Raw genomic sequence first — 26,204 nt, 5'->3', positions numbered from 1 at the left:
AACTTACAACCCAGGTGCGTCAATCGCCAGGGAGCAGGTGTTGGACCGCAGGTCACCGGGCGGGCGACGCTTCCCGCATGCCGCAGTCCTCCACCCGCAGACCCCCGCTGCTCACCGTCGCCCAGGACACCCTCGTCGCCGTCGACTTCACCCCGCGCACGACCGGCGGGGCGCCCGCCCCGCGCAACCCCTACCGTCGGCTGTTCACCCACCCCGGCACCCGTGCCTTCACGATCGGGAACCTGATCGCCCGGCTCCCCATGGGCATGTTCAGCGTGAGCTCCGTCATCATGATCGCCGGTTCCCGGGGCTCGTACGCCCTCGCCGGCGCCGTCACCGCCACCGGTCTGGTGGCCACGGCCGCGGCCGCGCCCTGGGTGGCACGCCTCGTCGACCGTCACGGCCAGGCCCGGATCGCCCTGCCCGCCGCGCTGTTCGCGCTGCTCGGGAGCCTCGCGCTGGTGCTGTGCGTGCACTACGGCGCCCCGGACTGGACCCTCTTCGCCGCCTACGCGGCCACCGCCACGACCCCCAACATCGGCGGCCTGTCCCGCGCCCGCTGGGCCCACCTGTTCCGGCACGCACCGGACGCCCTGCACACGGCGAACTCCTTCGAGCAGGCCGCCGACGAACTGTGCTACCTGCTCGGCCCGGTGCTCGCCGCCTTCCTCTGCACCCGCCTCTTCCCGGAGGCCGGCACCCTGGCAGGCGGAATCCTCCTGCTCACCGGCATGCTGGTCTTCACCGCCCAGCGCGCCACGGAACCGCCGCCCAGCCGCCGGCCGGGCACCCGGCCCCCGCTGCGCGCCCCCGGCATGCCCCCGCTGCTGCTCGGTCTCCTGGCCACCGGCGCGGTTTTCGGCGCGATGGAGGTCGTCACCGTCGCGTTCGCGGACGCACAGGGTCACAAGGCGGCGGCCGGCCCGATCCTCGCCCTGCAGGCCGCCGGATCGTGCGCCGCCGGGCTGCTCTACGGCACGCTGCGGCCCGCCGGCCCCGCCGAGCGCCGCCAGGTGCGGTGCCTCGCGGCGATGACCGCCCTGATGGCCCTGCCCCTGCTCGCGGCGCGCACCACCGGCTCCCTCCTCGCCCTCGCGCCCGCCCTGCTGCTCGCGGGCATGGCCACCGCCCCGACGATGGTCACGGCGATGGCCCTGGTTCAGCGGCGCACCCCCGAGGGCCGTACGAACGAGAGCATGACCCTCGCCGTGACGGCTCTCCTCGGGGGCGTGGCCTGCGGCTCCGCCACCGGCGGCTGGGCGGTGGAGCACCTGTCTGCGACCACCGGTTTCGTCCTCCCTCCGGCCGCCGCGGGCGTTGCCCTGACGATCGCCATGGGCCACGGGGTGCTCCGAGCGATCCGCACCGATTCCCGCTCCCCCCATTGACGCCGTCCGAGCCCCCCACATACCTTCCAGCGTCGAAGCGCTTCGACATCACGCCTCGAAACGATTCGACGAACCCTGCGTGATGCCTCCGACACCCATCCGACTCCCCTGGAGGCACTGGATGTTGACGACACGACGACGTGTGGCGGTGACAGCCGCGGTGGTCCTGTCCGGGTCCCTGCTCCTGGCCTCCTGCGGTGGCTCGGGCAGCGGTTCGTCCGACGGCAGGACGCTCAGGCTGTGGCACTACGAGGGCCCGGACAGCGCGATGGGCGCCGCCTGGAACGAGGCCATCAAGGAGTTCGAGACCAAGCACCCGGGCGTGAAGGTGAAGTTCGAGGAGAAGGGCTTCGAACAGATCCAGAAGACCGCACCCATGGTGCTCAACTCCTCCGACGCGCCCGACATCATGGAGTACAACAAGGGCAACGCGACGGCGGGCCTGCTGTCCAAGCAGGGACTTCTCACCGATCTGACCGCCGAGGTCGGCAAACGCGGCTGGGACAGGAAGCTCGGTGCGGGCGTGCGGACCACGAGCCAGTACGACGCGAACGGCGTGATGGGATCCGGCAAGTGGTACGGAATACCCAATTACGCCGAATACACCATGCTTTTCTACAACAAGGACCTGTTCAAGAGGTACGGCATCGCCGAGCCCAAGACGTTCGACGATCTGACGGCCGCGATGGACAAGTTCGTCGCCAAGGGGATCACCCCGCTCGCCGACGCGGGCGCCGAGTACATGGCCCAGCAGTACCTGTACCAGCTGGCCCTGTCGAAGGCCGACCGCTCCTGGGTCGACAGGTATGAGCTGTACAAGGGCAGGACCGACTTCCACGACGCGGCCTGGACGTACGGCGCGACCACCTTCGCCGACTGGGTGAAGAAGGGCTACATCGGCAGGACGTCCAGCGGCACCAAGGCCGAGGACGCGGGCGTGGCCTTCATCCAGGGCAAGAACCCGATCCTGTTCTCCGGCAGTTGGTGGTACGGGCGCTTCAAGGCGGAGAACAAGTTCGACTGGGGCACCATGCTCTGGCCCGGCTCCAACCTCACCCTGGGCTCCGGCGGCAACCTCTGGGTGGTCCCCAAGGGCGCCCGCAACAAGGACCTCGCCTACGACTTCATCGACATCACCATGTCTCCGAAGATCCAGAACATGCTGGGCAACAAGGGCGGCGTCCCGGTCGCGGCCGACCCGAACGCCATCACCGACCCTCGGGCCAAGAGCCTCATCGCCGACTTCGACACACTCTCCGGACGGGACGGCCTCGCCTTCTACCCCGACTGGCCCGTCCCCGGCTTCTACGACACCCTCGTCTCCGAGACGCAGAAGCTGATCACCGGTGGGGAGCAGCCGGACGCCTATCTCAGCGCACTGCAGAAGGCGTACGACCAGGGCGCCCCGAAGCAATGACGGTCACCGTCGAACGGGGCACGCGGGCCGTCGGCAAGCGCCCGCACACCGGCCCGCGCCGCCCCCGGCACCGCACCTCGTACGCCCTCTTCCTGCTCCCCGGGGTGCTCGCGTTCCTCGCCGTGATCATCGTCCCGTTCCTGATGAACACCGGGGTGAGCTTCACCGAGTGGAGCGGTATCGGCTCACCGAAGTGGACCGGCCTCGCCAACTACCGACGACTGCTCGACGACGGCGAGTTCTGGGCGTCGTTCCGGCACAGCCTGTTCATGGTCGTCGCCATGGCGGTGGTCCCGACCGTGATCGGACTCGTCCTGGCCGCCGCGCTGTTCGACTACATCGGCAAGCACTTCGGCAGCAAGGCGGCCGCCGTCCTGCGGGCCTGCTTCTACCTGCCGCAGGTGCTGCCGATCGCGGTCGCCGGCATCGTCTGGAGCTGGATCCTGGCTCCCGACGACGGCTCCCTGAACGCGCTGCTGAAGGCGGTCGGCCTCGGCTCCTGGCAGCAGGACTGGCTCGGCGACCCGGACGTCGCCCTCTACAGCGTCATGGGGGTGATGGTGTGGGTGCAGATCGGCTTCCCTCTCGTCGTCTTCATGGCGGGGCTCCAGCGCGTCGACCCGCAGATGTACGAGGCGGCCGAACTGGACGGCGCCGGCTGGTGGCGCCGCTTCTGGCACCTCACGCTGCCGCAGATCAGGCCGGAGATCCACGTGGTGCTGACCTGGTGCACGGTCGCCGCGCTGAAGGTGTTCGGGGCGGTGTACGTGCTGACGAAGGGCGGCCCGGGCGGCGCGACCGACGTCCCCTCGTACTTCTCCTTCACCACCTTCTTCGAGAAGACCCAGGCCGGGTACGGCGCCGCGATCTCCACCGTGCTCACCGTGATCGTCCTCGTCCTCGCGACGGCCGGCCTGAAGCTCCAGACCCGCGCCGAGGACGCCGAGGAGGGGACCCGCGCATGACCGCCGCGACACGTCGCTACCCGGTGCTGATCGCGCTGTGCATCGGCGCCCTGTTCATGGTGCTGCCGTTCCTGATCGTCGCCGTCAACGCGGTCAAGTCACCGGCCGAGTACTCCCAGCACGGGCCGCTGAGCCTGCCGAGGGGTGTGTACCTGGACGGGCTGAGGGAGTTCTGGCAGCGCGTCGACTTCGGCCGGAAGCTGTTCAACTCGTTCCTGATCAGCGGCTCGGTGGCCGTTCTGGCTGCGGCGCTGTCCGTGCTGAACGCGTACGCGATCGGCATCGGCCGCATCAAGGGCCGCACCTGGGTGCTGGCCTTCTTCGTGCTCGCGAACGTGCTGCCGCAGGAGGCACTGGTCTACCCGCTGTACTACCTGAGCAAGCAGGCCGGCCTGTACGACACCCGGTTGAGCGTGATCATCGTCTTCACCGTCGTCCAGGCCGCCTTCGGCACGTATCTGCTCTCCTCCGTCCTCGGGCAGTTCCCGCGCGAGATCATCGAGGCCGCCCGGATCGACGGGGCGAACAAGTGGCAGGTGCTCTGGCGGATCGTGGTGCCGGTGAGCCGCCCGACGATCGGTGTGCTGCTCGTCTTCTTCTTCATCTGGACGTGGAACGAGTTCCTGCTGCCGCTGGTCATGCTGATCTCCAACGACAACCAGACGGTGTCCGTGGCGCTCGGCGTGCTCCAGGGGCAGCGCCTGATGGACGCCACGATGACCAACGCGGCGGCCCTGCTGGGCGTCCTGCCCGCCCTCGTCTTCTTCCTCGTCTTCCAGCGGACTCTCACCCGCGGCATCGCCGTGGGTGCCGTCAAGTAGGGGGCACGCTTGAAGTTCACCGACGGCTACTGGCTGCTGCGCGAAGGCGTCACCGCGGCCCACCCGGTGCAGGTTCTGGACGTGACCACGCCCCCGGGAGCCCTGGAGATCCATGCGCCGACCCAACCCATCCGCCACCGCGGCGACCTGCTGAAGGGACCGGTCGTGACGATCGGCGCGCACGCGCCGATGCCGGACGTCATCGGCCTGACCCTCACCCACTTCGAGGGCGAGCAGCCCCGGGGACCGAGGTTCGAGATCCAGCGGGACGACGACTTCGTGCCGCACGCCGCGTACGACGAGGAGCACGCCACCCTCACCTCGGGTGCCCTGTCCGTGCGCATCGCCCGCACCGGCCCCTGGCACGTCGACTTCCTCGCCCACGGCCGCACCCTGACCACCAGCGGACCCAAGAACATGGGCATCATGCGCGACGCCACCGGCGCCCACTACCTGCGCGAACAGCTCAACCTGGGCGTCGGGACCTCGGTCTACGGCCTCGGCGAACGCTTCGGCCCGCTGGTGAAGAACGGCCAGGTCGTCGACATCTGGAACGCCGACGGCGGCACCGCCACCGAACAGGCCTACAAGAACGTCCCGTTCTTCCTGACGGACGCGGGCTACGGCGTCTTCGTCGACCACCCGGGCAGGGTGTCCTTCGAGGTCGGCTCGGAGGCGGTGTCGCGGGTCCAGTTCAGCGTGGAGAGCCAGCAGCTGACGTACTACGTCATCCACGGGCCCACCCCGAAGGACATCCTGCGCAAGTACACGGCCCTCACCGGCCGCCCGGCCCTGCCGCCCGCCTGGTCGTTCGGCCTGTGGCTGTCGACCTCCTTCACCACCTCCTACGACGAGGCCACGGTCACCTCCTTCATCGACGGCATGAGGGAACGCGAACTGCCGCTGTCCGTCTTCCACTTCGACTGCTTCTGGATGCGCGAGTTCAACTGGTGCGACTTCCGGTGGGACCCGCGGGTGTTCCCCGACCCGGAGGGGATGCTGGCCCGGCTGAAGGAGCGCGGCCTCAGGGTGTGCGTGTGGATCAACCCGTACATCGCGCAGCGCTCCCCGCTCTTCGCCGAGGGCAGGGCGCTCGGCCATCTGCTGAAGAAGCCCGACGGCAGCGTGTGGCAGTGGGACCTGTGGCAGCCGGGCATGGCGCTGGTCGACTTCACCAGCCCGGACGCCCGCGACTGGTACGCCGCCAAACTGGAGGCGCTGCTCGACCAGGGCGTGGACTGCTTCAAGACCGACTTCGGGGAGCGCATCCCGGTCGACGTGGCCTATGCGGACGGATCCGACCCGGAGCGGATGCACAACTACTACACCCACCTGTACAACCGCACCGTCTTCGAGGTGCTGCGCAAGCACCGCGGTGAGCAGGAGGCCGTGGTCTTCGCCCGCTCGGCGACCGCGGGCAGCCAGAAGTTCCCGGTGCACTGGGGCGGGGACTGCGAGGCCACCTACGAGTCGATGGCCGAGTCGCTGCGCGGTGGGCTCAGCCTCGGCCTGTCCGGCTTCGGGTTCTGGAGCCACGACATCGGCGGCTTCGAGGGCACGCCGACCCCGGCGCTGTTCAAACGGTGGCTGGCCTTCGGGCTGCTGTCCTCGCACAGCCGGCTGCACGGCTCGTCGTCGTATCGGGTGCCGTGGCTGTTCGACGAGGAGTCCGTGGACGTGCTGCGGCACTTCACCGGACTGAAGCTGCGCCTGATGCCGTACCTGTACGAGGCCGCGCGCACCGCCCGGGCCGAGGGTGTGCCGATGATGCGGGCGATGGTGCTGGAATTCCCGGACGACCCCGGCTGCGCGCTTCTGGAGCGGCAGTACATGCTCGGCCCGGACCTGCTGGTCGCGCCGGTCTTCAGCGACGACGGCGACGTCTCGTACTACGTGCCCGAGGGCGAGTGGACCCACCTCCTGACCGGGCGGACGGTGACCGGACCGCGCTGGGTGCGCGAGCGGCACGGCTTCTCCAGCGTTCCGCTGCTGGTCAGGCCGGGCGCGGTGATCCCGGTCGGCGCGGTGGACGACCGCCCCGACTATCCGTACGCCGACGGGGTCACCCTGCGCGCGTTCGGCCTGGAGCAGGGTGCGCAGGTGACGGTGCCGGTGGGGGAGGTGACCTTCACCGTCGTGCGGGAGGGCAGGACGCTACGGGCCTCCTGCAGTGATCCGCGGGCGCCCTGGGCTCTGGCGAGCGGGGAGCGGATCGCCCGTGCGGCGGCCGGCACCGGGTTTCTGTCGCTGGAGTCGGAGTCGGACTCGGAGTCGGAGTCGGACTCGGAGTCGGAGTCGGCGTGATGGTTCCTTCCCCCACAGGAGCTGGACTGACATGGTGAAGATCACGGACGTGGCCCGGCGCGCGGGGGTCTCCCCCAGCACCGTCTCCTACGCCCTCAGCGGCAAGCGCCCCATCTCCGGGAAGACCCGGCAGCGCATCGAGGCGGCCATCCGCGAGCTGGGCTACCGCCCGCACGCCGGCGCCCGCGCGCTTGCCAGCAGCCGCTCCAACGTGCTGGCGCTGGTGATGCCGCTGAGGTCCGGCATCAACGTCCCGGTGGTGATGCAGTTCGCGGTGTCGGTGGTGACGGCCGCGCGCCGCCACGACCACGATGTGCTGCTGCTCACCCAGGAGGAGGGCGAGGAGGGCCTGCGCCGGGTGGCGGACACGGCACTCGTGGACGCGCTGATCGTGATGGACGTCCAGCTGCACGACCCGCGGCTGGCGCTGCTGCGGGCCCTGGACCGGCCGTCCGTACTGATCGGGTTCCCGGCCTTCGCGCAGGGCCTGACCTGCATCGACCTCGACTTCATGGCGGCGGGCGAGCTGTGCGTGGAGCATCTGGCCGGGCTCGGGCACCGGGTGGTGGCGCTGGTCGGGTCCCCGCCGGAGGTGTACGTGCGGGGCACCGGGTTCGCACAGCGGGTCGTGCAGGGGTTCACGGCGGCGGCCGACCGGCACCGGCTGGTGTCGTCGGTGCACCCCTGCGAGACCGCGCCGGCCGCCGCCCGGGGCGTCGCCGAGCGGCTGCTGCGCGAGCAGCCCGCGCTGACCGGGGTGGTCGTGCACAACGAGGCGGTGCTCGAACCGTTGATCGACGCCTTCGAGTCGCTCGGCCTGCGTGTACCCGGCGATCTCTCCGTCACCGCGATCTGCCCGGAGGAGCAGGCCGCGGGCGCCCGGGTGCCGGTCACATCCGTCGCCATCCCGTCCGCGCAGGTGGGCGAGCGGGCGGTGGAGCTGCTGATGAGGAAGCTGGGCGGGTCGGCCGCACCGGAGGCGACCCTGCTCGTCCCGCACCTCACCCTCCGCGCGAGCACGGCACCGCGCTCCGCGCCCTGAAGCCCTGAAGCCCTGAAGCCGTCACGGTGACGGCTCCGCTGACGGGAGCGAGGGGGCGTGCGGACGTGTACCTGGTGCTGAGCAGGGGGCCACGGCTCTCGACGTTCACGCTCCGCCGACGCACCGGACCGCGTACCGGCTCACCCGGCCGGTACGCGCCGCACCGGTTCACCCGGCCGGTACGCGCCGCACCGGTTCACCCGGCCCCCGGATCCTCGAGGAACCGGAGCAGCACAGCGGCCTCCGCTCTCAGCCGCGCGACTCGGTCGGCATGCGCAGGAGCGGTCAACCGGTCTGCGGCCTCCAGTCGCTCGGTCGCCTCGGCCCGCACGATGTCCGCCACACTTCGCTCACTCAGCTCACGGCGCTGCGCCTCCGCGACGCCGACACCGACCGGCGACTCCTCGAGGGCTGTGCCGCGCAGCCGGGCTTCCCCCACCGGTACCGCCTCGGCGTTGTCCAACGCGGCGAGCGTGGCGCGCAGGGCGCTCACCGCCGCCCTGTCGCGGGCGCGCATCGCTTCCGGGAGGGCTTGTCGCATGCGAAGACGTAAGGTCATGCCGCCGACCGTATGGCCTGGCTCCCGGGCCGACAACGGGATATCCCCGAGCGGGGTCAGCGGCGGACGACCCCGGCGAGGGGGCGATGTCCGCAGAGGTCGGAGCCGCGCGCCCACTGAACGTACCGTCACGACTCCCGTCATGTGCCGGCCGGTTCACCGCTCGGCAGGCATGCGCGGTTCCGCGATGGCTTCCGGCGTTCGGTCCTTTCCATGCGTCGGCGGTGTTGATCGCCGTAAGACTGCCGCGGCGTACCGAAGCACGCACAGCCCGGACCACGGCACGATGCGCCGTATGACCCAGGCCTCGGAAGTGTCCTGCCGCCCGCGCGGGAAGCGCACCCTGTGGTTCTTCGTGGAGCCGGGGCAGCCGGGGCGGTCCTGGTCCCGGTGCGCCCGGCGTACACGGGAACGCTGCTCGACGCCTGGGCGGGCATCGGCCTACCGGCCGCGCTCACGGGCATCGCGGCACTCCACCGGGTCACCACCCAGGTCCACGCCGACGCGTACGGCCTGCACTCCCGGACGCTGCTGCGCCTGGCGCGCCACCCGCATCCACCGGCTCAGCCGAGCCCCCAGGCCCGCCCGAGCCGGTAGGCGGCGCACAGGTTCACGTCCGGGAAGTAGGAGCCGGCGGCCCCGCACTGCTCGGTCCCGCTCCCGGGGTCGACGGGCTGGCCGTGCCCCATGCCGGTGACGCTGTACGTCTCCACGACGGCGTGCCCGGACGGGTCCCGGAAGACCTGGTGGGGGTACCCGGCGACGGTGTCGCTGACGTCGGCCGTCTGGTCGGCACCGTGGACGTCGGTCCACTGCTTCATCAGGTCGGTCATGTTGACGGGCTTCACGGTGTGGTCGGCCGTCCCCTGGAAGACGGAGAGCGTCGGCCAGGGCCCGCCGTACCCCGGGCGTGCGGCCCGCACCCGGTCGCCCCACTGCTCGGGAGTCCGGGTGGCCCCGACGTACATGCAGACATACGGCGACCCGGCCGCCTGCGCGCACCCGTACGGCAGCCCGGCGACGATCCCGCCCGCGGCGAACTTCTCCGGATACGTCGCCATCATCACGGCGGTCATGCCACCCCCGGCCGACAGCCCGGTGACGTACACCCGCCCGGGGTCACCGGAGACGTCGGCGAGCTGCCGGTCGACCATCTGCGCGATCGAGGCGGCCTCGCCCCGGCCGCGCTCGATGTCGCCGCTCTGGAACCAGTCGAAGCAGTTCGAGAGGTTGTTGCTGCTCTGCTGCTGCGGCAGGACCACGGAGAACCCCCACCGGTCGGCGAGCTGCATCCACCCGCTGCCGGTGCCGTATCCGGCGGCATCCTGCGTACACCCGTGCAACGCGACGACCACGGGGCGCCCGGCGGGAAGCCCACCGGGGACGTACCGGAACATGCGCAGCGCACCGGGGTTGCTCCCGAACCCGGTGACCTCCTCCAGGGAGGCCGCCGTGGCCGTACCCGGTGTGAGGAGTGCGGCGAGGAGGGCGACCAGGAGACCCGCCAGGACGAAGAAGCGACGTGCGGCTCTGGTGTGCGTCATGCCGGGACCGTAGGAACCGAGGCGTCCCGCCGATATGGGATGGGACACCACAACAGGCGCACCGCTTGTGTGCGGCTCCGGCTGGGAGCCGTACGCTCAGCCTTCTCGGGAGGCGTACGCGAGGAACGCGTTCCAGACCTCCACACGCACAGCGAAGCGTGGGCTCCGCGCTCCGAGCTTCGAGTCACGGACGTGGACGGTTGGGCTGGATCCGCGGTGGGCGTGGGCGACTTCGAGGCAGGCGCTCCCTTCGGAGTCGCTATAGCTGGACTTGAACCATGAGAGTTCGCCGCTCACAGCTCCCCCGCCACCTTCCTGATGAACCGAGCCGACTCCTCAACGCTAAGCGCCTGCATGCGGATCATGCCATAGCGCTGCGTCAACGTACTGAGCTTCTCCCCGTCGGAGTACAGGGCCCCTGTCGACTGTCCGTCCACAAAGGCGTAGCGCTCGTGGTCGGTGGTTTCCGCGAGCACCATCGGACCACTGAGCGCGGCCGTCGGAGCAGTTGAGAAGGGAAGCACCTGGATCGAGAGATGCCGCTGCCTCCCCACCTCGAGCAGGTGGTGGCACTGGCCGTGCATAACGTCCTGGCTGCCGACCACCGAGCGCAGCGCCGCCTCATGGACCACGAAGCTGAAGTGCGTCGGAGGCTTCCGGGTCAGCTTCTCCTGCCGCTTCAGTCGTGCCGCCACGCGCTCTTCCACCGTCTCGTCGTCCAGTGGCGGGCAGTTGCTGCTGATCAGCGCTCGCGCGTACTCCGGAGTCTGCAGCAGGCCAGGAATCAGCAAGGGCTCGTACCACTGGACGGTGATCGCCTCGGCCTCCACCAACACGTACTGCTGCGCCCTCTGCGGAAACGGCTCCGGCTTCAGGAACTCATGGGCAGCCACCAGCTTCCCCCGCGCCCCGCACAGCTGATCCGCGACCTGCAACAACCGCAGCGTGGGACGACGCCTCCCGCACTCCATCGACTTGACGTACTCGTAGTCGTAGCCGGCCTCCTCGGCGAGCGCCTGACGGCTGACCCCGGCCTCCTCCCGCCACAACTTCACCTGCCCACCGCAGTACCGCCAGTTCTGCTGCGCCTGCTGGGACTCCCCCGACGCCACGACACCCCCACCGGTCTCCCGCCGACACAGCGTGTACAGACACGCTGTGTACCCACTCCGCCACTCGCGGAGGCTACGCGCCGACCACCAGCCTGACTGCACGAAGTGACGGAGAATCACACGCAAGGAACCACCCGCCGCATGGCTGACTCCCCCTCCGCCGTGCCGAAGGACATCGAGTGGCGCCTCCCCCGCCACGCCCGCAGCGTGAGCCGCGCCCGCACCCTCCTCCGCGAACAGGCCACCTCCTGGAAGCTCCCCGACGAAGTGACAGAGGCGGCCGTACTCCTGCTCAGCGAGCTGATGACGAACGCGTACCGCCACGCGAAAGTCCCCCCGGGCCGCGAGATCCGGGCCCGCTGCGTCCTGAAGGCGGACCGCCTCCACGTCTCGGTGACGGACGCGAACGACACGCTGCCCACACCCCGCGACGCGTCACCGGAGGACGAGTCCGGCCGGGGCCTGACCCTGGTGGCGGCACTGGCGGACGCCTGGGGCGCAGAGCCCCGCCCGGGCGGCATCGGCAAGACGGTGTGGTTCGAACTCCCGGCTGCCCCTTCCCCATCCGCCCTTCCATGAACCGGCAGCAGTGATCGCCGAAGACTGCGGCACCATGCACTACGGCGCGTAGGGGGGACGGGCGGAGTCGCGCTCCGTCCGCCCCTGTGCCTCCTGGTCAGTCCGTTCGGTCGTTGAGACCTTCACGTACCACCCATTGCGCATAGCCGAACTGCTCTCCGAGGGCGACGAGCGTCCTGTACGTCCCCTCGTCGGCCGGCACCGGCACCCGGTACGCCTTCACGGCGCGCAGGAAGAACCGATAGCCGAGGTCCGCACAGCACTCGGTGACCACCCGCTCCAGCGCAGGGACGAGGCCGGTCACCGGAGTACCGAACACCGGCTTCTCGGCGGCTGGGCTCAATTGCTCGGCGACCGCGCGAATCACCTGCACGACGGCCCGGCGCAGCTCTTCGTCCACCACTGGCTGTGGCGGCAGGGGCACGAACGCCGGATCGTCCCGGTGCACGCGGGCCAGCCATGCCTCATCGATCCGCTGCAGCCATTGGCGGACACTCATGCCGTGCTCGGCCGGGTCGAAGGTGCCGTGGGTGGCGCCGAGCCACACCGTGCGGATGGTCTCGTCCGGCAAGGGTGAACGCAGGAGCCGTTGGACGTCCTGGCCCAGTTGCGCTGCCTTGGACCGGTCGAACGTCTCGACCGACAGTTCCGCGAGCCAGAGCCATTCCGCGACCGGTCCACCTGCCGGACGATATCGGAGGGCGTCCTCCGGAGAGAGAGCATCCGACATCTCCCACCGTGAGGCCATCCAGGTGAGCCCGACGTCCGTCACGTAGGTGTCTTCGAGGAATCCGTCCTCGACGGTGTTGTCTTCTTCGTCGGTCATGATCAGCCCTGAAGATAGGAGGTGTAAACGACCCACTTGGCGGTCTTGTGGTCCGGGTTCTTCCTGCCGATGTACTTCAGCTGGATGACGACCACATTCGACTCGACATCGCTCGTCTCCGCACGGTCGCCCCTGCGCACCCACTTCTTCCCGAGCGGGCCCTGCATGTCTCTCACATCCCAGGTGATCGTCTTCAGGTCCCTTTGCGGAACGAAGCCAATCTTCTTCCCGATCCGCTGGGCCTGCTGGTTTTCCCAGGCGCGAAGCTCGTCCAGACGCTTCGGATCGTGCTCGAGCCACTGTGTGATCGCCTTGTTGACGGCTTCGCGGGCGATCTCCTTGCTGGCCCAGCGGGTCGCGATGCCTTGCTTGTTCTTAGGGTCTAGCGCCTTCGCCTCCATCTCGGCGTCGGTCTTGTTGACATGATCGCGGAGGGTGTGGGCGCCCTCGATGTCCTCGTCGAGGAGGATGTCGTCGCAGTTGTGGACGAGGACGTTCTGCGGGTGGGTTCCCTCGGTGGCGACATAGAACGTGTGGATTCCGTCCACAGTGAGGTCGTAGACCTCGCGAGGCCCCAGGCCGGCCTGTTCCTTGAGGGCCGTCACGGTACGGAAGGTGTTGTCCGGGGTGCGCAGACTCTCGCCCACGTGCAGGTCGGAGACGAAGGTCCAGCCACGGCCTTCGACGAAAAACCGGTGGCCCACCGTGCTGGACAGTACCCCGCCGGCCACCGTGATCTCGATGAGGCGGCGGGTGTCGTGGCGCATCGTGTCGGTCACCCGTCGAGCAGACGACCTGCCGGCCTCCGGGTCCGTGGCGCGGACCAGGTCACCGACGCGTACGTCGCGGATCGCCTTATGGGATCCGTCCGCCATGAGCACCTGGGTGCCACCCGGGAAGCTGTTGCGGCTACACGTGGACACCACGTCTTCATAGAGGTCGATCTCGTGTTCGATCGTCGCGATGGTTGCCGCGTCCACGCCTTCGAGGGCCTTGAGCGCCTTGAAGGCGTCCCGAATGCCGACGCCGGTGACGATCGCAGCGTCCACGGCGCGTACCGCGTCTGCGATCGCCTGGATGGTCTTCCCGCCGACGAACCAGCTCGCAGCCCACAGACAGGAGGTTCCGCTGCCGCCGTCGTTGCCGGGGAGGATCCACTTGCCGCACTCGATGAAGTCGCCGAGGAGGATCTTCACCGGGTCGATCCCCGAGTTGAACTCGTCCATTGTCAGCGTGTACGTGACCTTCTTGGACTGGTCCTTGAGAGGGACCGGGCCCAGGTACACCGTTGCCGAGGATGGACACCCGGACTGGGTGGCCGGCACGTCATCCGCCTTGCACAGGTAGAGGTCGACCACGGCGTTGAAGTGGATGACAGCCGTGATGGTGCAGTTACCGACGTGGATGATCGGGTTGCAGTTGTCCTTCTTGAGGATGTCCGGCTCGCCGGTCGTCTCGATGTGGTCGACGACGTAGAAGACATGGCCGATACCGGCCGTGCCGTTAGAGATCTGGTCGTTCTTGCCCTTCTTTTCCGCGTTCTCGGCGGCTTCTTGCGCCTCCTTGGCGTACTTGTCGGCGTCCTTCGCCGCCTGCTCCGCCGCCGTGGCGTCGGCGTCCGCCCGGTCCGCTGCCGATCGGGCTTCCTTCGCGGCCTGTTCCGCGTCGGACGCGGCTGTGCGGGCCGCTGACGCGTCGAGTGCCGCCTGGTCGGCGGAGTCGCGGGCGTCCTTGGCGTAGCCCTCGGCCCGCCCGGCCGCCGTGTCGGCGGCTGCGGCGTCCTCGGTGGCCCGGCGGTCGTATTCGACCGTGCGGGTCAGGGACGCCGATGCCTGTGCGGCGGCTGTGGCGGCGTCGGCCGAGTAGTCCAGGGCGTCCTTCGCGTAGGTGCGGGCGTCGGCCGCGTAACGGGCGGCGTTCGCCGCGTGCTGGTAGGCCTCCTTCGCGTCTCCCGTCGCCTGCTCGGCGAGGGACTTGGCCGCGTCGGCCTGTGCCTGGGCGTTCTTGGCGTGGGCGTCGGCGACGGCCTTCTGCTGGTCGGAGATCGTCTTCGACGCCTGCCCGGTCAGCACCACCAGGCCGGCGGCCGTGTCGGTGGTGACGTAGGGGGAGCCGAGCTGGATCGCGTCGTTGGCGGGGTCGGCGACCTGTGCGGCGGCGTTACCGGCGTCCACGGCGGCCTGGGCGGTGACGTGGGCGTAGCCCGCTGCCTTCGCCGCGGCTTGCAGGGCCTTGCCGGCTTCCGTGTTCGCCTGGTCCGCCTGCGACTTGGCGTCCTTGGCGTGCTGTTCGGCCTCGTCGGCCAGTTGCACCGCCGCCTTCGCCTCGGACGCGGCGGCCTGGGAGGCCTGGATGGCGTCGGCTGCGGCGCTGGTCGCGGTCTTCACCGCGGCGTCGGCCTTCAGCTTCGCCGCCTGTGCGGCGTCCGCGTCCGAGCGGGCCCGCTTGGCAGCCGCCTCGGCACGGGTGGCCGCCGCGTCCGCGTCCGCTGCCGCCTGGGTGGCGGCGTCGGCCTCGGAGCGTGCCGACTTCGCCGCCGACTCGGCGTCGTCGGCCGCCTTGTCCGCCTCGTCCGCCGCAGCCCGTGCGTCCTTGGCGTTGTCGTCGGACTCGTGGGCGTCCGCGTAGGCGTCCTTCGCGTCCGCCTTCGCCCGGGCGGCGTTCGCCTTCTGCTCGGCGTCCCACGCGCCGTCCCGCTTGGCCTTGGCCCTGTCCCTGGCGTCTTCGGCGGCCTTGCGTTTGTCGTTCGCGGTGGACTCGGCGGCCTTCGCCCTGTCCTCGGCGTCCTTGGCCGTGGCCGCGTCGGCCTCGGCGTTCGTCCTGTGCTCCGCCGCCTCGGCCTGCTTGGCCGCGGCCGTCTCCTTCTCCGCCTTGGCCGTGGCCGCTTCGGCTTCGGCCGCGAGCCGCTTGGCGTGGGCGTCGGCAGCGGCCGCCTTCGCGTCGCCCTCCGCCTTCAGGGCGTCGGCGAGCTTCGCCTCGGCGATCTCCTTGTCCTTCTTGGCGTTGTCCCGGTGCAGCTTCGCCGCGTCGGCGGCGGCCTTCGCCTGCCACTCGGCGTCCTTCGCGGCCTCCTTGCGGAACTCCGCTTTCGACTGCGCGGCCTGCGCCAGCGCCCGCTGGGCGATGGTCTGGCTGTCACCGGCGGAGGCGCGGGTTGCGGCCTCGGCCGTCTGGCCCGCCTTCACCAGCGCCTGCAGGGCAGCTGCCGCGCCCTTGGTGACCTGATCCTTCTGCTGGCCCACCAGCAGACCGCGGCCACGCGGCGCGCCGTTGGCGTCGGCGATGGCGTAGGCGGCCTGGGTGGCGGCATCCGAGTCGGTGGCTGCCTTCTTCGCGATCTCCAGCTGGGCCTGGAGGACCCCGAGCTGCTTCTTGGCCTGGGCCTGTGCGTCGGCGATGCCCTTCTTCGCCTTGTCGAACTGGGCCTTGTCCGGATAGGCCAGCTTCTCCGTGCCCTCGTGGCCCTGCGGGACGACCCGGAACTTCTGCGGATCGCTGCCGTTGCAGTCCCACAGCCAGGAGTCGTAGCCGTTGTCGAACCTGTGCAGGTCCAGGCACTTGTCCGTGGCGGCGTTGCGCAGCTCGCTCGCGGTACGGACGTCGAACTTCCACTGCTGTGCCGTGCTGTTGTTGCACGTCCAGATCTGGATCTTCGTGCCGTTGGCGGAGTTGCTGCTCTGGACGTCGAGGCATTTCTGGGCGACGACGTTGTACAGGGCGTAGCCGTCGGGGTAGCCGAAGACCTGCCACTGCTGGGCGGCGGTGCCGTTGCAGGTGTAGATCTGCACGGGGGTGCCGTTGGTCTTCCCGCTGCTCTGGACGTCGAGGCACTTGCCCTTGGCGGCCTCGACCTGGATGACCGCGGGCGACTCCCCCATCCAGCCCAGGCCGCCGGGGGCCCAGTAGTTCTGCCAGCGGGCGAGATGATCGGCGATCCAGGACTGGCCGAGCAGGTCGGCCATCGTCTCTGCGCCCTTTCTCAGGGCTGCGGTGGCGTCGCGGTCGGCGTCGATGATCTGGTTCCGCTGAGCCGCCTGTGAGGCGATCTCCTGCTGCCACTCCGACGCGGCGGTGTCCTCCACCTGGCGCAGGGCCTTGTCCGGGTCGATGGGATCCCGCCAGGCGCACGAGGCGAACCGGGTCTTGAGGTCTTCGACCGCGATCCGGTACTCCGCGGTGTCCGGCTTGGGCGCGATGCGGGGCCAACCGCCGGAGGCGAGGAAGATGCGGGCGTTGTCGGCGCCCGCGCGCTCCGTCGCGAACCCGTGCAGCCACGTGAACGCATCACGTTCGGCGAGCGCGCGGTTCCACTCGTCGTTCGACAGGCCGACCGGACTGGGGTCCTTCCCGTAGAGAGGGGTGCCCAACGCGTCGACGGCCTTGAGTGTCTTCTCGTCGGCCTGCGGGGTCGGATCGTAGAAGTCGAACTTGTCGCTCCAGTATGGGTAGCCGGCCCACTTGCCCAGACCGGTCTGGTCGTAGAAGTCGCCGCCCTCGTGGACTCCGGGCGCCCATTGGAAACCGGTGACGGTGAAGCCGCCCGGGGTTTCCAGACCGTCGAGCGGTTTCTCCCATTCGGCCTCGCGCGCGTGCAGGCGTTGCCAGTTGGCGTCGTCGTCGCTCTTGTCCTTGTCGTAGGCCGTACGCAAGGGGCCACTGAACGAGCCGTCAAGAGCGGCCAGCTCGTGCAGCTTCTGCGGCGTCTGGTTGAGAGCGTCCTGGGCGAAGCGGGACGTGCCCGGCCCGCCCAACCGCAGCGCGTCGCCCATCAGGCACTGGTCGAACCGCAGCTGCTCGTCGGCCGTGGTCTCGTACCAGTCGTCCGGCCTGTCGCTCGACCGCGGCGCGGTCGCACCGGCGAGGAGTCCCGCCAGGCCGGGCTGTACGGCGGCCGTGGCCAGGACTGCTACGGCGCTCAGAGGGGCGAGGAAGCGGGCAAGGAGTCTGTGCCTTCCCTGCATCGGCCTCAGGAAGACGGGTGGTCGGGCAGGCAAGAAAAGCATCCTTCTTCGTGGACAGGGCAGGCCGAGGCGTGCCCTGTCCACGAAGAAGTGGACGTGGCGGCGGTTCCCCCCGACCGCGGGTTGGAGTGCGCGGTGGCGGAGGGGTCAGGTCCGCGAGCGCGAGAGTCACCATAGACATGTCAAGGCAGAACCGGGCAAGACCCCGCAGGATGCATGGCCGAAAACAGACCACGTGATCACACGTGGTGAAACAGCATGGAATCTGTGCGTCAACTGTGAAGATCGACGATGTCCGGTATCGGGACAACGTCCAAGGTTGGCCGGAACGCGTCGCCCGTATCCGCCCATGACACGGCAAAGGCCCCGCCGCTCGGAAGCGACGGGGCCTTGCCCACATGGGGTTCAGGAGGCCGACAGGCCTCCCGATCGTGGAGATGGCGGGAATCGAACCCGCGTCCAACGGTGAAGAATCAGGGCTTCTCCGTGTGCAGTCCGCTGTGCTTTTCTCGGCCCCGGAGATCACGCGGACAAGTCTCCGACGGGCCCAGTCACTGTGTGATTTCCCTCTTCACCCCGTGACCGGGATCAAGGTTTAGTTCCCTAGCTGATGCCAGGATCCGGGTCGGGAACATCCCCGGGCTGACACTCCCTTAGTAGGGCAGCTGAGGCTCGCTACCTGATCAGGCGGCGAGGGCCAGCTGGCCCTGGGAGAGATCGCTCTTGGAATTGGCGATTATTTTTTTCGGCCTGTGGTTTACGAGATCATGGCCGCTTCCTCGACACGCTTCCCCTGCTTCGACAGCCGCTGTCGAAACCGATCATCCCCATGTTGATTTTTCAATCAGCGTCTCTCGCGGAGAGAGACTCGCACCGGCTGCGCGGTGTGACTGCCATCGTACGGGATCAACGCATCCCGTCGCCAGCGTATTCCCGGCGGTCACCCCGCCGTGGCACCGGGTTCAACGCCACCGGGTGCCCGGTTGTTCCCGGCCCGCGCCCGTGTTCCCGGCCCACGCCCGTCTTGCCGCTCAAGCCCGCGCCCGACTTCCCGGTCACGCCCGCTGCCGGCGGCGCACCGCCGACACCGCCCGCTCCGCCTCGCGGCGGTCCTGCTTCTCGCGGAGCGTCTGCCGCTTGTCGTACTCCTTCTTGCCCTTCGCCAGCGCGATCTCGACCTTGGCGCGGCCGTCCTTGAAGTACAGGGACAGGGGCACGATCGTGTGACCCGTCTCCTGCGCCTTGGACTCCAGCTTGTCGATCTCGTCGCGGTGCAGCAGCAGCTTCCGCTTGCGGCGGGCGCTGTGGTTGGTCCAGGTGCCCTGGCTGTACTCCGGCACGTGCACGTTGTGCAGCCACGCCTCGTGCCCGTCGAGCTGCACGAAGCCGTCGACCAGCGACGCCCGCCCCTGGCGCAGCGACTTCACCTCGGTGCCCATGAGGACCAGACCGGCCTCGTAGGTGTCGAGGATGTGGTAGTCGTGCCGCGCCTTCTTGTTCTGCGCGATCAGCTTGCGCCCTTTTTCCTTAGCCATAGTGCCGACCATTTTCGCACCACAGGGGGGCGTGCGGGAAAGTCGATTACCTGGCGTGCGGCGCGTCGCTACGAGGCGTGGCCCAGGCCGCCGAGCACCGTCTCGGCCCGCTGCAACGCCCCGTCGTCGGCCTCCAGGTCGGGGGTGATGCCGCGGCCGTCGACACCGCGGCCCGCGGGAGTGCGGTAGTGCCCGACGGTCAGCTCGGCGACGGAGCCGTCCGGCAGGCGGCTGGGCATCTGGATGGACCCCTTGCCGAAGGTGCGGGTGCCCACGACCACCGCGCGGCCGCGGTCCTGGAGGGCACCGGTGAGCAGTTCCGCCGCGCTCATCGTGCCGCCGTCGACGAGCGCGACCAGGGGTCTGGTGGTGTCGCCGCCGGGCTCGGCGTGCAGGACGCGCTGGTCGCCGTCGACGTCGTACGTGGCCACCAGACCGCCGTCGAGGAAGGCGGACGCGGCGGTGACGGCCTCGGCGACGAAACCCCCGGAGTTCCCGCGCAGGTCGAGCACGATCCCGCCCCCCTTGGGCGCCTTGTCGACGGCGTCCCGTACGCGGTCCCCGGCCCCCTTGGTGAACGCGGTGACCTTGATCAGGGTGGTCCCCCCGGCGAGCCGGCGCACGGTCACCGAGTCCGTGGACAGCCGGGCCCGGCGCAGCCCCTCGCTCCAGGTCCGCGTGCCGCGCCGCAGTCCGAGCCGCACCCGGGAGCCGGCCCCCGCGTCGTCGGCGTCGCCGCGCAGCAGGGAGACGACCTCGGTGACGGGCCTGCCGGTGACGTCCTGGCCGTCGACGCTGCGCAGCAGGTCGCCCGCGCGGATCCCGGCGCGGGCCGCGGGCGAGCCGGGCTGTACCCGGGTCACCTCGATCCGCCCGTCGCTCTCCCGCCGGGCCGACAGCCCCACACCGGTGTACTGACCGTCGAGGGCCTCCTCCAACTCCTCGTACTCTCCCTGGGAGTACACCGCGCTCCACCGGTCGCCACTACGGCTGACCGCACGCTCGGCGGCCTCCATCGGGGACTTGCCGTCGGCCATCGCCCGCTCGGCGGCCTCGGTGACGTCGTCGTGGCCGGCCGGGAGCGCGGACTCCGTGGAGGGCCTCTTCACGTCACCCGCGTCGCCCGCGTCGAACGAGCCGGTCGCGGCGCCGGCGACGAGGACGCTCGCGAAGACCAACGTCAGGGCCGCCCCATGGCGGATGCGACGGGGCTGACAGAACAGGTCACGGCCTGACATGCCGGTGAGTCTAGGACAACGCATGGGGGCGTACGGGCGGTTGCCCGTACGCCCCCATTGGCATGCGTCACACCTTCAGGTACTTGCGCAACGCGAAGAACGCTGCCAGCGCCGGCATCAGCAGGCTCGTGGCGAGTATGAGCGGCAGTTTGGTCAGGACGGCGTCCCAGCCGATGAAGTTGATCAAGTTGAGCTTGTGGGACAGGTCGAGGCCGTGGTCGATGATGAAGTACCGCGCGATCAGCAGGAACCCGCAGGCGACCGTGCCGCCGATGAGTCCGGCGACCGCGGCCTCCATGATGAACGGCGCCTGGATGTAGAAGCCGGAGGCGCCGACCAGACGCATGATGCCGGTCTCACGACGACGGCTGAACGCGGAGACGCGCACCGTGTTGACGATCAGCATCAGCGCGACGACCAGCATCATCGCCATGACCGCGCGGGCGGCCCAGTTCATGCCGTTGAGCAGGCCGAAGAGATTGTCCAGGATGCCCTTTTGGTCCTGCACCGACTGCACGCCGTCACGGCCGTTGAAGGCGGACGCGATGACCTGGTACTGCTCCGGGTTCTTCAGCTTGATGCGGTACGACTCCTGCATCTGGTCCGGCGTGAGCGAACTGACCAGCGGGGAGTCGCCGAACTGCTCCTTGTAGTGCTTGTAGGCCTCGTCCTGGGACTCGTAGGTGACCTTCTCGACGACCGACACCTTCTTCAGGTCGGACAGGATCTGGTCCTTCTGCTCCTGTGTGACCGCGCCCTTGGAGCAGTTCGGATCGGACTCCGCGTCGCTCTTGTTGCACAGGAAGATCGAGACGTTGACCTTGTCGTACCAGTAGCCCTTCATCTGGTTGACCTGGTCGCTCATCAGGAGGGACCCGCCGAACAGGGCCAGGGAGAGGGCGACCGAGACGATCACCGCGAAGGTCATCGTCAGATTGCGGCGGAGACCGACACCGATCTCCGACAGAACGAACTGCGCGCGCATGGCGTCTGCTCAAGCCTTTCCGTGGAACTCAGTGCTGGTAGCCGTAGACGCCGCGCGCCTGGTCGCGGACGAGGCGGCCCTTCTCCAGCTCGATGACGCGCTTGCGCATCTGGTCCACGATGTTCTGGTCGTGGGTCGCCATCACCACGGTCGTGCCCGTCCGGTTGATCCGGTCGAGCAGTTTCATGATGCCGACGGAGGTCTGCGGGTCGAGGTTGCCGGTGGGCTCGTCGGCGATCAGCAGCTTGGGCCGGTTGACGAAGGCCCGCGCGATGGCCACGCGCTGCTGCTCACCACCGGACAGCTCGCCGGGCATCCGGTCCTCCTTGCCGCCGAGCCCGACGAGGTCGAGCACCTGCGGCACGGACTTGCGGATCTCGCCGCGCGACTTGCCGATGACCTCCTGCGCGAACGCCACGTTCTCGGCGACCGTCTTGTTGGGCAGGAGCCGGAAGTCCTGGAAGACCGTCCCCAGCTGGCGGCGCATCTGCGGCACCTTCCAGTTGGAGAGGCGTGCGAGGTCCTTGCCCAGGACGTGCACCTGTCCGGTGCTGCACCGCTCCTCGCGGAGGATGAGCCGCAGGAAGGTGGACTTTCCGGAGCCGGAGGACCCCACGAGGAAGACGAACTCGCCCTTCTCCACCTCGAGGGAGACATCCCTGAGTGCGGGGCGGGTCTGCTTGGGGTAGACCTTGGAGACGTTGTCGAATCGGATCACGGATGCACCACGGGCCGTTGGGGTAGGTGAGCGTGACCATACGCGAACCGGGTACAGGAGCGCAGTCGCCGGTCACGGTTGTGCGAGAGTTGCACGTTTTGTCATAGCCCTGCGGGGTACGGAAGGCGCGTTGTGACGCCCTCCACGACCCCGGGACGGGCCGAGCCCGCGCAGCGGCCCGCGGAACCTGGCACAGTGGAGTGGGAACTGTCGCGTTCCCGGAAACGTTGTGTACCTGTAAGCGGCACGAGGAGGGCGAGGCGCATGACGTACGACCGATTGGTGTGCGCGAACTGCGCGGCGCCCGTGAGCGAGGGCCGCTGCCCCGTGTGCCGCGCCAGCCGGGAGCGCCTTCAGCAGGAGAACCCCTGGTCGGGGCTGACGCCGGCGGCACTGATCGCCCTGGTGGCCGTGCTGATCGCGGCGGTGGCGCTGCTGGCACACCAGACGGCGTAGCGGAGGCGGGGAGACAGGCGTACGGGAAGGGCCCGGGGCGGAGCGCCCCGGGCCCTTCTCATGTGTGGCTCAACGCTGCGGTTGAGGCTGGGCCGCCTGCGATTGAGGCTGGACGCCCCTGGCTCAGGCGGCGACCCCGCCGCGGCCGTTGATCAGGCGCGGCATGATCCGGAAGCCGATACCGCCCGCGATCATCGTGGCGGCACCCACCAGCAGGAACGCGGTCTGGCCGGCACCGGTCTCGGCCAGCTGCTTGCCGCCGCCCTGGGCGGAGGTGGCGGTGGTACCGCTGTCGGAGCCCGTGTCGGTCAGGACCGAGGAGCCCTTGCCCTGCTGGACGGGGCTGTTGCCGCCGTCCGGGTTGGTGTTGTCGCCGCCACCGTTGCCGTGGCCGTTTCCGCCGCCGTGGCCGTTGCCGTTGCCACCGGCCGGCGGGGTGGAGGGGGGCTCCTCCGTCGGCTCGGTCGGGTTGCCGGTCGGCTGGGTGGGCTCGTCGGTGGGCTGGCTCGTCGGCTGATCGGTCGGCTGATCGGTGGGCTGATCGGTCGGCACGTCCGTCGGCACGTCCGTCGGCACGTCCGTCGGGACGTCCGTCGGGATGCCGGTCGGCTCATCGCTCGGCTCGTCACCGGCGTTGACTCCGACGCCGACCTGCGCGCCGTCGTTTTCCACGCTCACACCCAGGCCGACACCGGCGGCCGAAGCGGCACCCGCGGCGGTCAGCGACGCACCGGCGGCGATCACCACACCGGCTGCTATCCGCGCCACCCGGATCCGCGTCTTCTTGGTCATCAGGCTGCTACCCCCAGTAGCTGATCGTCATTGGAGCAGCGTCCGGGGCCACGGCACTCGGGGACGGCTGTGCTGATGAGCGAGCCCCCCGGTTCACATGCGCCCCGGATATACGCATGCCGCGCTTCACCCTTCCGATTTTTCAAAGCAACGTCAAGGCCGTTGCGCGCGCGATGTCCGATAACGCGTCTTTTAGGGGAGAAGCGGGTCTGTGAGTGTGATGTAAAACCCAGACACCGGACGACAGACAAGGCAACTGCCCCCGATCGAGGGGCAGTTGCCTTGTCGACAAAACGCTGTTTTGTGCGGCCGGTTTTCGTCGGCGCCGGGCCGACGGCGGCCGGTTTACTTCTCCTGCTGCTTGCGCCAGCGAATTCCGGCTTCGATGAATCCGTCGATCTCGCCGTTGAAGACGGCCTCGGGGTTGCCGACTTCGTACTCGGTGCGCAGGTCCTTGACCATCTGGTACGGGTGCAGGACGTACGAACGCATCTGGTTGCCCCAGGAGTTGCCGCCGTCACCCTTGAGGGCGTCCATCTTGGCCTGCTCCTCCTGACGACGCCGCTCGAGGAGCTTGGCCTGCAGGACGTTCATGGCGGTGGCCCGGTTCTGGATCTGGGACCGCTCGTTCTGGCAGGTGACGACGATGCCGGTGGGCAGGTGCGTGATCCGGACGGCGGAGTCGGTCGTGTTGACGCCCTGACCGCCGGGGCCGGAGGACCGGAAGACGTCGACGCGGATCTCGGACTCGTCGATCTCCACGTGGTCGGACTGCTCCACCACGGGGAGGACCTCGACGCCGGCGAAGGAGGTCTGGCGCCGCCCCTGGTTGTCGTAGGGCGAGATGCGGACGAGCCGGTGGGTGCCCTGCTCGACGGAGAGCGTTCCGTAGGCGTACGGCGCCTGGACGGCGAGGGTCGTGGACTTGATGCCCGCCTCCTCGGCGTACGACGTCTCGTAGACCTCCGTCTTGTAACCGTGCCGCTCGGCCCAGCGCAGGTACATGCGCTGCAGCTTCTCGGCGAAGTCGGCCGCGTCGACACCGCCGGCCTCGGCACGGATGTTGACGAGCGCCTCGCGGGCGTCGTACTCGCCGCTGAGGAGCGTCCGCACCTCCATCTCGTCGAGCGCCTTCTTGACCGCGGCGAGCTCGGCCTCGGCCTCGACGCGGGTGTCCGGGTCGTCCTCGGCCTCGGCGAGCTCGAAGAGCACACCGAGGTCGTCGATCCGGCCGCGCAGGGCCTCCGCCTTCCGCACCTCCGCCTGGAGGTGGGAGAGCCTGCTGGTGATCTTCTGCGCCTCGTCCGGGTTGTCCCAGAGGGACGGCGCGGCCGCCTGCTCCTCGAGCACGGCGATGTCTGCCCTCATCTTGTCGAGGTCCAGAACGGCCTCGATCGACTCCATGGTCGAGGAGAGGGACTTGAGCTCTTCGGATACATCGACGACTGCCACGCATCCAGCGTAACGGCTCCGCCGGGCGTGCCATGCCGGGTGACCGGGCGGTTACCGGGCGCCCCGAGCCGGGGTGCGGCCCCCCCGGGGGTTCCACCCCGGACCCCGATCGGCCTGACGGCCGGGGTCCGGGGCCCCGGCCGGCCTGACGGCCGGCGGCGCACTCGCACCGCGGTGGCATCGGCGGATGCGCGGGGGCGGGCCGTCCGTGACTGGTCCGCAGTTCCCCGCGGCCCTTCAGGGGCGCCGCCACGGCGCCTCCGGCCCCCGGCTCAGGGCGACGCCGGAGCCGAGTTCCCCGAGGGCGGGGACGAAGACCCGGCGTCATCGTCCGAGGTCGCCCACCAGGCACCCACTCCGATCACCGCCGCCAGTACCGCGGCCGCCACCGCCAGCGTGATCCGGCGGCGCCGGGCCGCCGCGCGGTGACGGGCCGAGCCCGGGCGGGGGGCGCCCGGGGTGCGGGGGGCACGAGCCGTGCCGCGGGCGCCACCCGCCAGTTCGTCCGGGCCCGGCACCCGCATCGAGGTGTGGGTGTCCCGGTTCGAGTCCGGTGTCGCCCCGGGCACCAGGGGTACCGCTCCTCGCCGTGTCCGGGTCACCACCGGCTCCCCGGACGCCTCGTACGGCTCCTCCGCCGGCTCCGCGTCCGGTTCGTCCACGTCCAGCGGCGGCATCCCCGCCAGCAGCGGCAGCTGCTCCCGCAGCCGGGCGGCCAGCTCCGACGCACGCAGGCGGGACGCCGGCGCCTTCGCCAGGCACTGCACCATCAGCTGCCACAGTTCGTCCGGAATGCCGGGCAGCGGGACGACCGTCTCCGTGACATGGCGGCGCAGGACCGCGCCCGGGTGCCCGCCGCCGAACGGCGTGAAGCCCGCGAGCAGCTCGTACAGCACCGTGGCCAGCGCGTAGATGTCCACCGCCGCCCTCGGGGGCAGACCCTCCACTATCTCCGGCGCCAGATAGTCCGGAGTGCCGATGATCTTCGTGGCCTTGCTCCGCCGCGGCGAGTCGATCAGCTTCGCCACGCCGAAGTCCGTCAGCAGTGCCGGGTGCGCCCCGCCGGGGCCCAGCGGCCCCTGCATGTCGAGCAGGATGTTCTCCGGCTTCACGTCCCGGTGCACGATGCCGGCCGCGTGCGCTGCCGCGAGCCCCTCCGCCACGTCGGCGGCGATCGCGACCGCCGCCGCGGGCGCGAGGCGCCGCTCCCGGTCCAGGCGGGTGCGCAGGTCCGTGCCCCGGACCAGGTCCATGACGAGGGCCAGGTCGGTGCCGTCGACCACCAGGTCCCGTACGGACACGACGTTCGGATGGTCGAGCCCCAGCAGCGCCGTACGCTCCTGGACGAAGCGGCCCACGAGCTCCTGGTCGGAGGCGAGGTCCTCCCGCAGCAGCTTGATGGCGACGGGCCCGTCCGGCCCCTCGCCCAGCCACACCGTGCCGGCGCTCCCCCGCCCCAGGACCTGGTGGGCGGTGTACCGGCTGCCGATCTTCCGTGCCAAGTCTGCTC

The 26,204-nt window shown here is 69.8% G+C and carries 22 protein-coding genes and 1 other RNA gene; 9 read left to right on the top strand and 14 right to left on the bottom strand.

Annotated elements, in window-relative coordinates; translation table 11 throughout:
• Positions 1-77: 77 nt before the first annotated feature.
• The 6 genes from AC5WS8_RS07360 to AC5WS8_RS07335 all read left to right on the top strand — a co-directional run bounded on the left by AC5WS8_RS07360 (position 78) and on the right by AC5WS8_RS07335 (position 7,937).
• Positions 78-1,388, top strand: a complete 1,311-nt coding sequence (locus tag AC5WS8_RS07360) for an MFS transporter (RefSeq protein WP_496102480.1) — start codon at positions 78-80, stop codon at positions 1,386-1,388.
• A gap of 121 nt (positions 1,389-1,509) precedes the next feature.
• Positions 1,510-2,805: an ABC transporter substrate-binding protein gene (locus AC5WS8_RS07355; protein WP_496102479.1), complete on the top strand. Its 1,296-nt coding sequence runs from the start codon at positions 1,510-1,512 to the stop codon at positions 2,803-2,805.
• Positions 2,802-3,770, top strand: a complete 969-nt coding sequence (locus AC5WS8_RS07350; protein ID WP_496102478.1) for a carbohydrate ABC transporter permease — start codon at positions 2,802-2,804, stop codon at positions 3,768-3,770. The genes AC5WS8_RS07355 and AC5WS8_RS07350 overlap by 4 nt, the downstream gene beginning before the upstream one ends.
• On the top strand, positions 3,767-4,591 hold the full coding sequence (locus AC5WS8_RS07345; protein ID WP_496102477.1) for a carbohydrate ABC transporter permease: 825 nt from the start codon (positions 3,767-3,769) through the stop codon (positions 4,589-4,591). Before AC5WS8_RS07350 ends, AC5WS8_RS07345 begins: the two co-directional genes overlap by 4 nt.
• Before the next feature lie 9 nt (positions 4,592-4,600).
• Positions 4,601-6,895 carry an alpha-xylosidase gene (gene yicI / locus AC5WS8_RS07340; protein ID WP_496102476.1) on the top strand — a complete coding sequence of 765 codons (2,295 nt, stop codon included), beginning with the start codon at positions 4,601-4,603 and terminating at the stop codon, positions 6,893-6,895.
• A 31-nt stretch (positions 6,896-6,926) separates the two neighbouring features.
• The gene (locus AC5WS8_RS07335) at positions 6,927-7,937 is read left to right on the top strand and encodes a LacI family DNA-binding transcriptional regulator (RefSeq protein ID WP_496102475.1); all 1,011 of its coding nucleotides are present in this window, start codon (positions 6,927-6,929) and stop codon (positions 7,935-7,937) included.
• Positions 7,938-8,133: 196 nt separating this feature from the next.
• Here AC5WS8_RS07335 and AC5WS8_RS07330 read toward each other — a convergent pair whose 3' ends face one another.
• Positions 8,134-8,454 carry a GatB/YqeY domain-containing protein gene (locus tag AC5WS8_RS07330; RefSeq protein WP_496102783.1) on the bottom strand — a complete coding sequence of 107 codons (321 nt, stop codon included), beginning with the start codon at positions 8,452-8,454 and terminating at the stop codon, positions 8,134-8,136.
• A gap of 387 nt (positions 8,455-8,841) precedes the next feature.
• Here AC5WS8_RS07330 and AC5WS8_RS07325 point away from each other — a divergent pair, with 387 nt between their 5' ends.
• A complete protein-coding gene (locus AC5WS8_RS07325) occupies positions 8,842-9,093 on the top strand; it encodes a hypothetical protein (RefSeq protein ID WP_496102474.1) in 252 nt (83 codons plus the stop codon).
• Here AC5WS8_RS07325 and AC5WS8_RS07320 read toward each other — a convergent pair.
• The 3 genes from AC5WS8_RS07320 to AC5WS8_RS07310 form a co-directional block, all read right to left on the bottom strand.
• Positions 9,060-10,040 carry an extracellular catalytic domain type 1 short-chain-length polyhydroxyalkanoate depolymerase gene (locus AC5WS8_RS07320; RefSeq protein ID WP_496102473.1) on the bottom strand — a complete coding sequence of 327 codons (981 nt, stop codon included), beginning with the start codon at positions 10,038-10,040 and terminating at the stop codon, positions 9,060-9,062. The two genes, AC5WS8_RS07325 and AC5WS8_RS07320, sit on opposite strands and share 34 nt — an antisense overlap.
• Before the next feature lie 96 nt (positions 10,041-10,136).
• The gene (locus AC5WS8_RS07315; protein ID WP_496102472.1) at positions 10,137-10,337 is read right to left on the bottom strand and encodes a DUF397 domain-containing protein; all 201 of its coding nucleotides are present in this window, start codon (positions 10,335-10,337) and stop codon (positions 10,137-10,139) included.
• Complete coding sequence (locus AC5WS8_RS07310; RefSeq protein ID WP_496102471.1) at positions 10,334-11,152, bottom strand: helix-turn-helix domain-containing protein; 819 nt, start codon at positions 11,150-11,152, stop codon at positions 10,334-10,336. The genes AC5WS8_RS07315 and AC5WS8_RS07310 overlap by 4 nt, the downstream gene beginning before the upstream one ends.
• 141 nt (positions 11,153-11,293) lie before the next feature.
• Here AC5WS8_RS07310 and AC5WS8_RS07305 point away from each other — a divergent pair, with 141 nt between their 5' ends.
• Positions 11,294-11,731, top strand: a complete 438-nt coding sequence (locus AC5WS8_RS07305; protein WP_496102470.1) for an ATP-binding protein — start codon at positions 11,294-11,296, stop codon at positions 11,729-11,731.
• A 97-nt stretch (positions 11,732-11,828) separates the two neighbouring features.
• On the opposite strand, the gene AC5WS8_RS07300 is transcribed toward AC5WS8_RS07305, so the two are convergent.
• From AC5WS8_RS07300 to ftsE, 7 genes are all read right to left on the bottom strand, one after another.
• Positions 11,829-12,593 (bottom strand): hypothetical protein, encoded by a 765-nt coding sequence (locus tag AC5WS8_RS07300; protein ID WP_496102469.1) that lies wholly within the window; start codon positions 12,591-12,593, stop codon positions 11,829-11,831.
• Positions 12,560-17,518 carry an RICIN domain-containing protein gene (locus AC5WS8_RS07295; RefSeq protein WP_496102782.1) on the bottom strand — a complete coding sequence of 1,653 codons (4,959 nt, stop codon included), beginning with the start codon at positions 17,516-17,518 and terminating at the stop codon, positions 12,560-12,562. Before AC5WS8_RS07295 ends, AC5WS8_RS07300 begins: the two co-directional genes overlap by 34 nt.
• A gap of 429 nt (positions 17,519-17,947) precedes the next feature.
• Positions 17,948-18,347: a transfer-messenger RNA gene (ssrA, locus tag AC5WS8_RS07290) on the bottom strand.
• Positions 18,348-18,573: 226 nt separating this feature from the next.
• Complete coding sequence (gene smpB / locus AC5WS8_RS07285) at positions 18,574-19,053, bottom strand: SsrA-binding protein SmpB (RefSeq protein ID WP_496102468.1); 480 nt, start codon at positions 19,051-19,053, stop codon at positions 18,574-18,576.
• A 68-nt stretch (positions 19,054-19,121) separates the two neighbouring features.
• Complete coding sequence (locus AC5WS8_RS07280; RefSeq protein ID WP_496102467.1) at positions 19,122-20,291, bottom strand: S41 family peptidase; 1,170 nt, start codon at positions 20,289-20,291, stop codon at positions 19,122-19,124.
• A 67-nt stretch (positions 20,292-20,358) separates the two neighbouring features.
• Positions 20,359-21,276: a permease-like cell division protein FtsX gene (gene ftsX / locus AC5WS8_RS07275; protein ID WP_496102466.1), complete on the bottom strand. Its 918-nt coding sequence runs from the start codon at positions 21,274-21,276 to the stop codon at positions 20,359-20,361.
• Positions 21,277-21,304: 28 nt separating this feature from the next.
• Positions 21,305-21,994 (bottom strand): cell division ATP-binding protein FtsE, encoded by a 690-nt coding sequence (gene ftsE / locus AC5WS8_RS07270; protein WP_103841080.1) that lies wholly within the window; start codon positions 21,992-21,994, stop codon positions 21,305-21,307.
• A 264-nt stretch (positions 21,995-22,258) separates the two neighbouring features.
• Between ftsE and AC5WS8_RS07265 the strand changes: the two genes are divergently transcribed.
• The gene (locus tag AC5WS8_RS07265; protein WP_200417705.1) at positions 22,259-22,450 is read left to right on the top strand and encodes a hypothetical protein; all 192 of its coding nucleotides are present in this window, start codon (positions 22,259-22,261) and stop codon (positions 22,448-22,450) included.
• A gap of 123 nt (positions 22,451-22,573) precedes the next feature.
• Here AC5WS8_RS07265 and AC5WS8_RS07260 read toward each other — a convergent pair whose 3' ends face one another.
• The 3 genes from AC5WS8_RS07260 to AC5WS8_RS07250 all read right to left on the bottom strand — a co-directional run bounded on the left by AC5WS8_RS07260 (position 22,574) and on the right by AC5WS8_RS07250 (position 26,196).
• Entirely contained in the window at positions 22,574-23,242 is a 669-nt protein-coding gene (locus tag AC5WS8_RS07260; protein ID WP_496102465.1) for a PT domain-containing protein, read from the bottom strand.
• A 345-nt stretch (positions 23,243-23,587) separates the two neighbouring features.
• A complete protein-coding gene (gene prfB, locus AC5WS8_RS07255; RefSeq protein WP_103841086.1) occupies positions 23,588-24,694 on the bottom strand; it encodes a peptide chain release factor 2 in 1,107 nt (368 codons plus the stop codon).
• Between the two features lie 272 nt (positions 24,695-24,966).
• A complete protein-coding gene (locus tag AC5WS8_RS07250) occupies positions 24,967-26,196 on the bottom strand; it encodes a serine/threonine-protein kinase (RefSeq protein ID WP_496102464.1) in 1,230 nt (409 codons plus the stop codon).
• Positions 26,197-26,204: the final 8 nt, after the last annotated feature.

The sequence above is a fragment of the Streptomyces sp. PTL18 genome (assembly GCF_059510295.1).
Note: the sequence above shows the minus strand (reverse complement) of the source record. Positions and strands in the feature narration are given on the sequence as shown.

Coding starts and splice junctions, on each gene's coding strand:
- AC5WS8_RS07345 (WP_496102477.1), top strand. CDS start 3,767: ATGACCGCCGCGACACGTCGCTACCCGGTGCTGATCGCGCTGTGCATC.
- ftsX (WP_496102466.1), bottom strand. CDS start 21,276: ATGCGCGCGCAGTTCGTTCTGTCGGAGATCGGTGTCGGTCTCCGCCGC.
- smpB (WP_496102468.1), bottom strand. CDS start 19,053: ATGGCTAAGGAAAAAGGGCGCAAGCTGATCGCGCAGAACAAGAAGGCG.
- AC5WS8_RS07320 (WP_496102473.1), bottom strand. CDS start 10,040: ATGACGCACACCAGAGCCGCACGTCGCTTCTTCGTCCTGGCGGGTCTC.
- AC5WS8_RS07350 (WP_496102478.1), top strand. CDS start 2,802: ATGACGGTCACCGTCGAACGGGGCACGCGGGCCGTCGGCAAGCGCCCG.
- AC5WS8_RS07295 (WP_496102782.1), bottom strand. CDS start 17,518: ATGCAGGGAAGGCACAGACTCCTTGCCCGCTTCCTCGCCCCTCTGAGC.
- AC5WS8_RS07280 (WP_496102467.1), bottom strand. CDS start 20,291: ATGTCAGGCCGTGACCTGTTCTGTCAGCCCCGTCGCATCCGCCATGGG.
- AC5WS8_RS07260 (WP_496102465.1), bottom strand. CDS start 23,242: ATGACCAAGAAGACGCGGATCCGGGTGGCGCGGATAGCAGCCGGTGTG.
- AC5WS8_RS07360 (WP_496102480.1), top strand. CDS start 78: ATGCCGCAGTCCTCCACCCGCAGACCCCCGCTGCTCACCGTCGCCCAG.
- AC5WS8_RS07355 (WP_496102479.1), top strand. CDS start 1,510: ATGTTGACGACACGACGACGTGTGGCGGTGACAGCCGCGGTGGTCCTG.
- AC5WS8_RS07335 (WP_496102475.1), top strand. CDS start 6,927: ATGGTGAAGATCACGGACGTGGCCCGGCGCGCGGGGGTCTCCCCCAGC.
- AC5WS8_RS07265 (WP_200417705.1), top strand. CDS start 22,259: ATGACGTACGACCGATTGGTGTGCGCGAACTGCGCGGCGCCCGTGAGC.
- AC5WS8_RS07305 (WP_496102470.1), top strand. CDS start 11,294: ATGGCTGACTCCCCCTCCGCCGTGCCGAAGGACATCGAGTGGCGCCTC.
- AC5WS8_RS07330 (WP_496102783.1), bottom strand. CDS start 8,454: ATGCGCGCCCGCGACAGGGCGGCGGTGAGCGCCCTGCGCGCCACGCTC.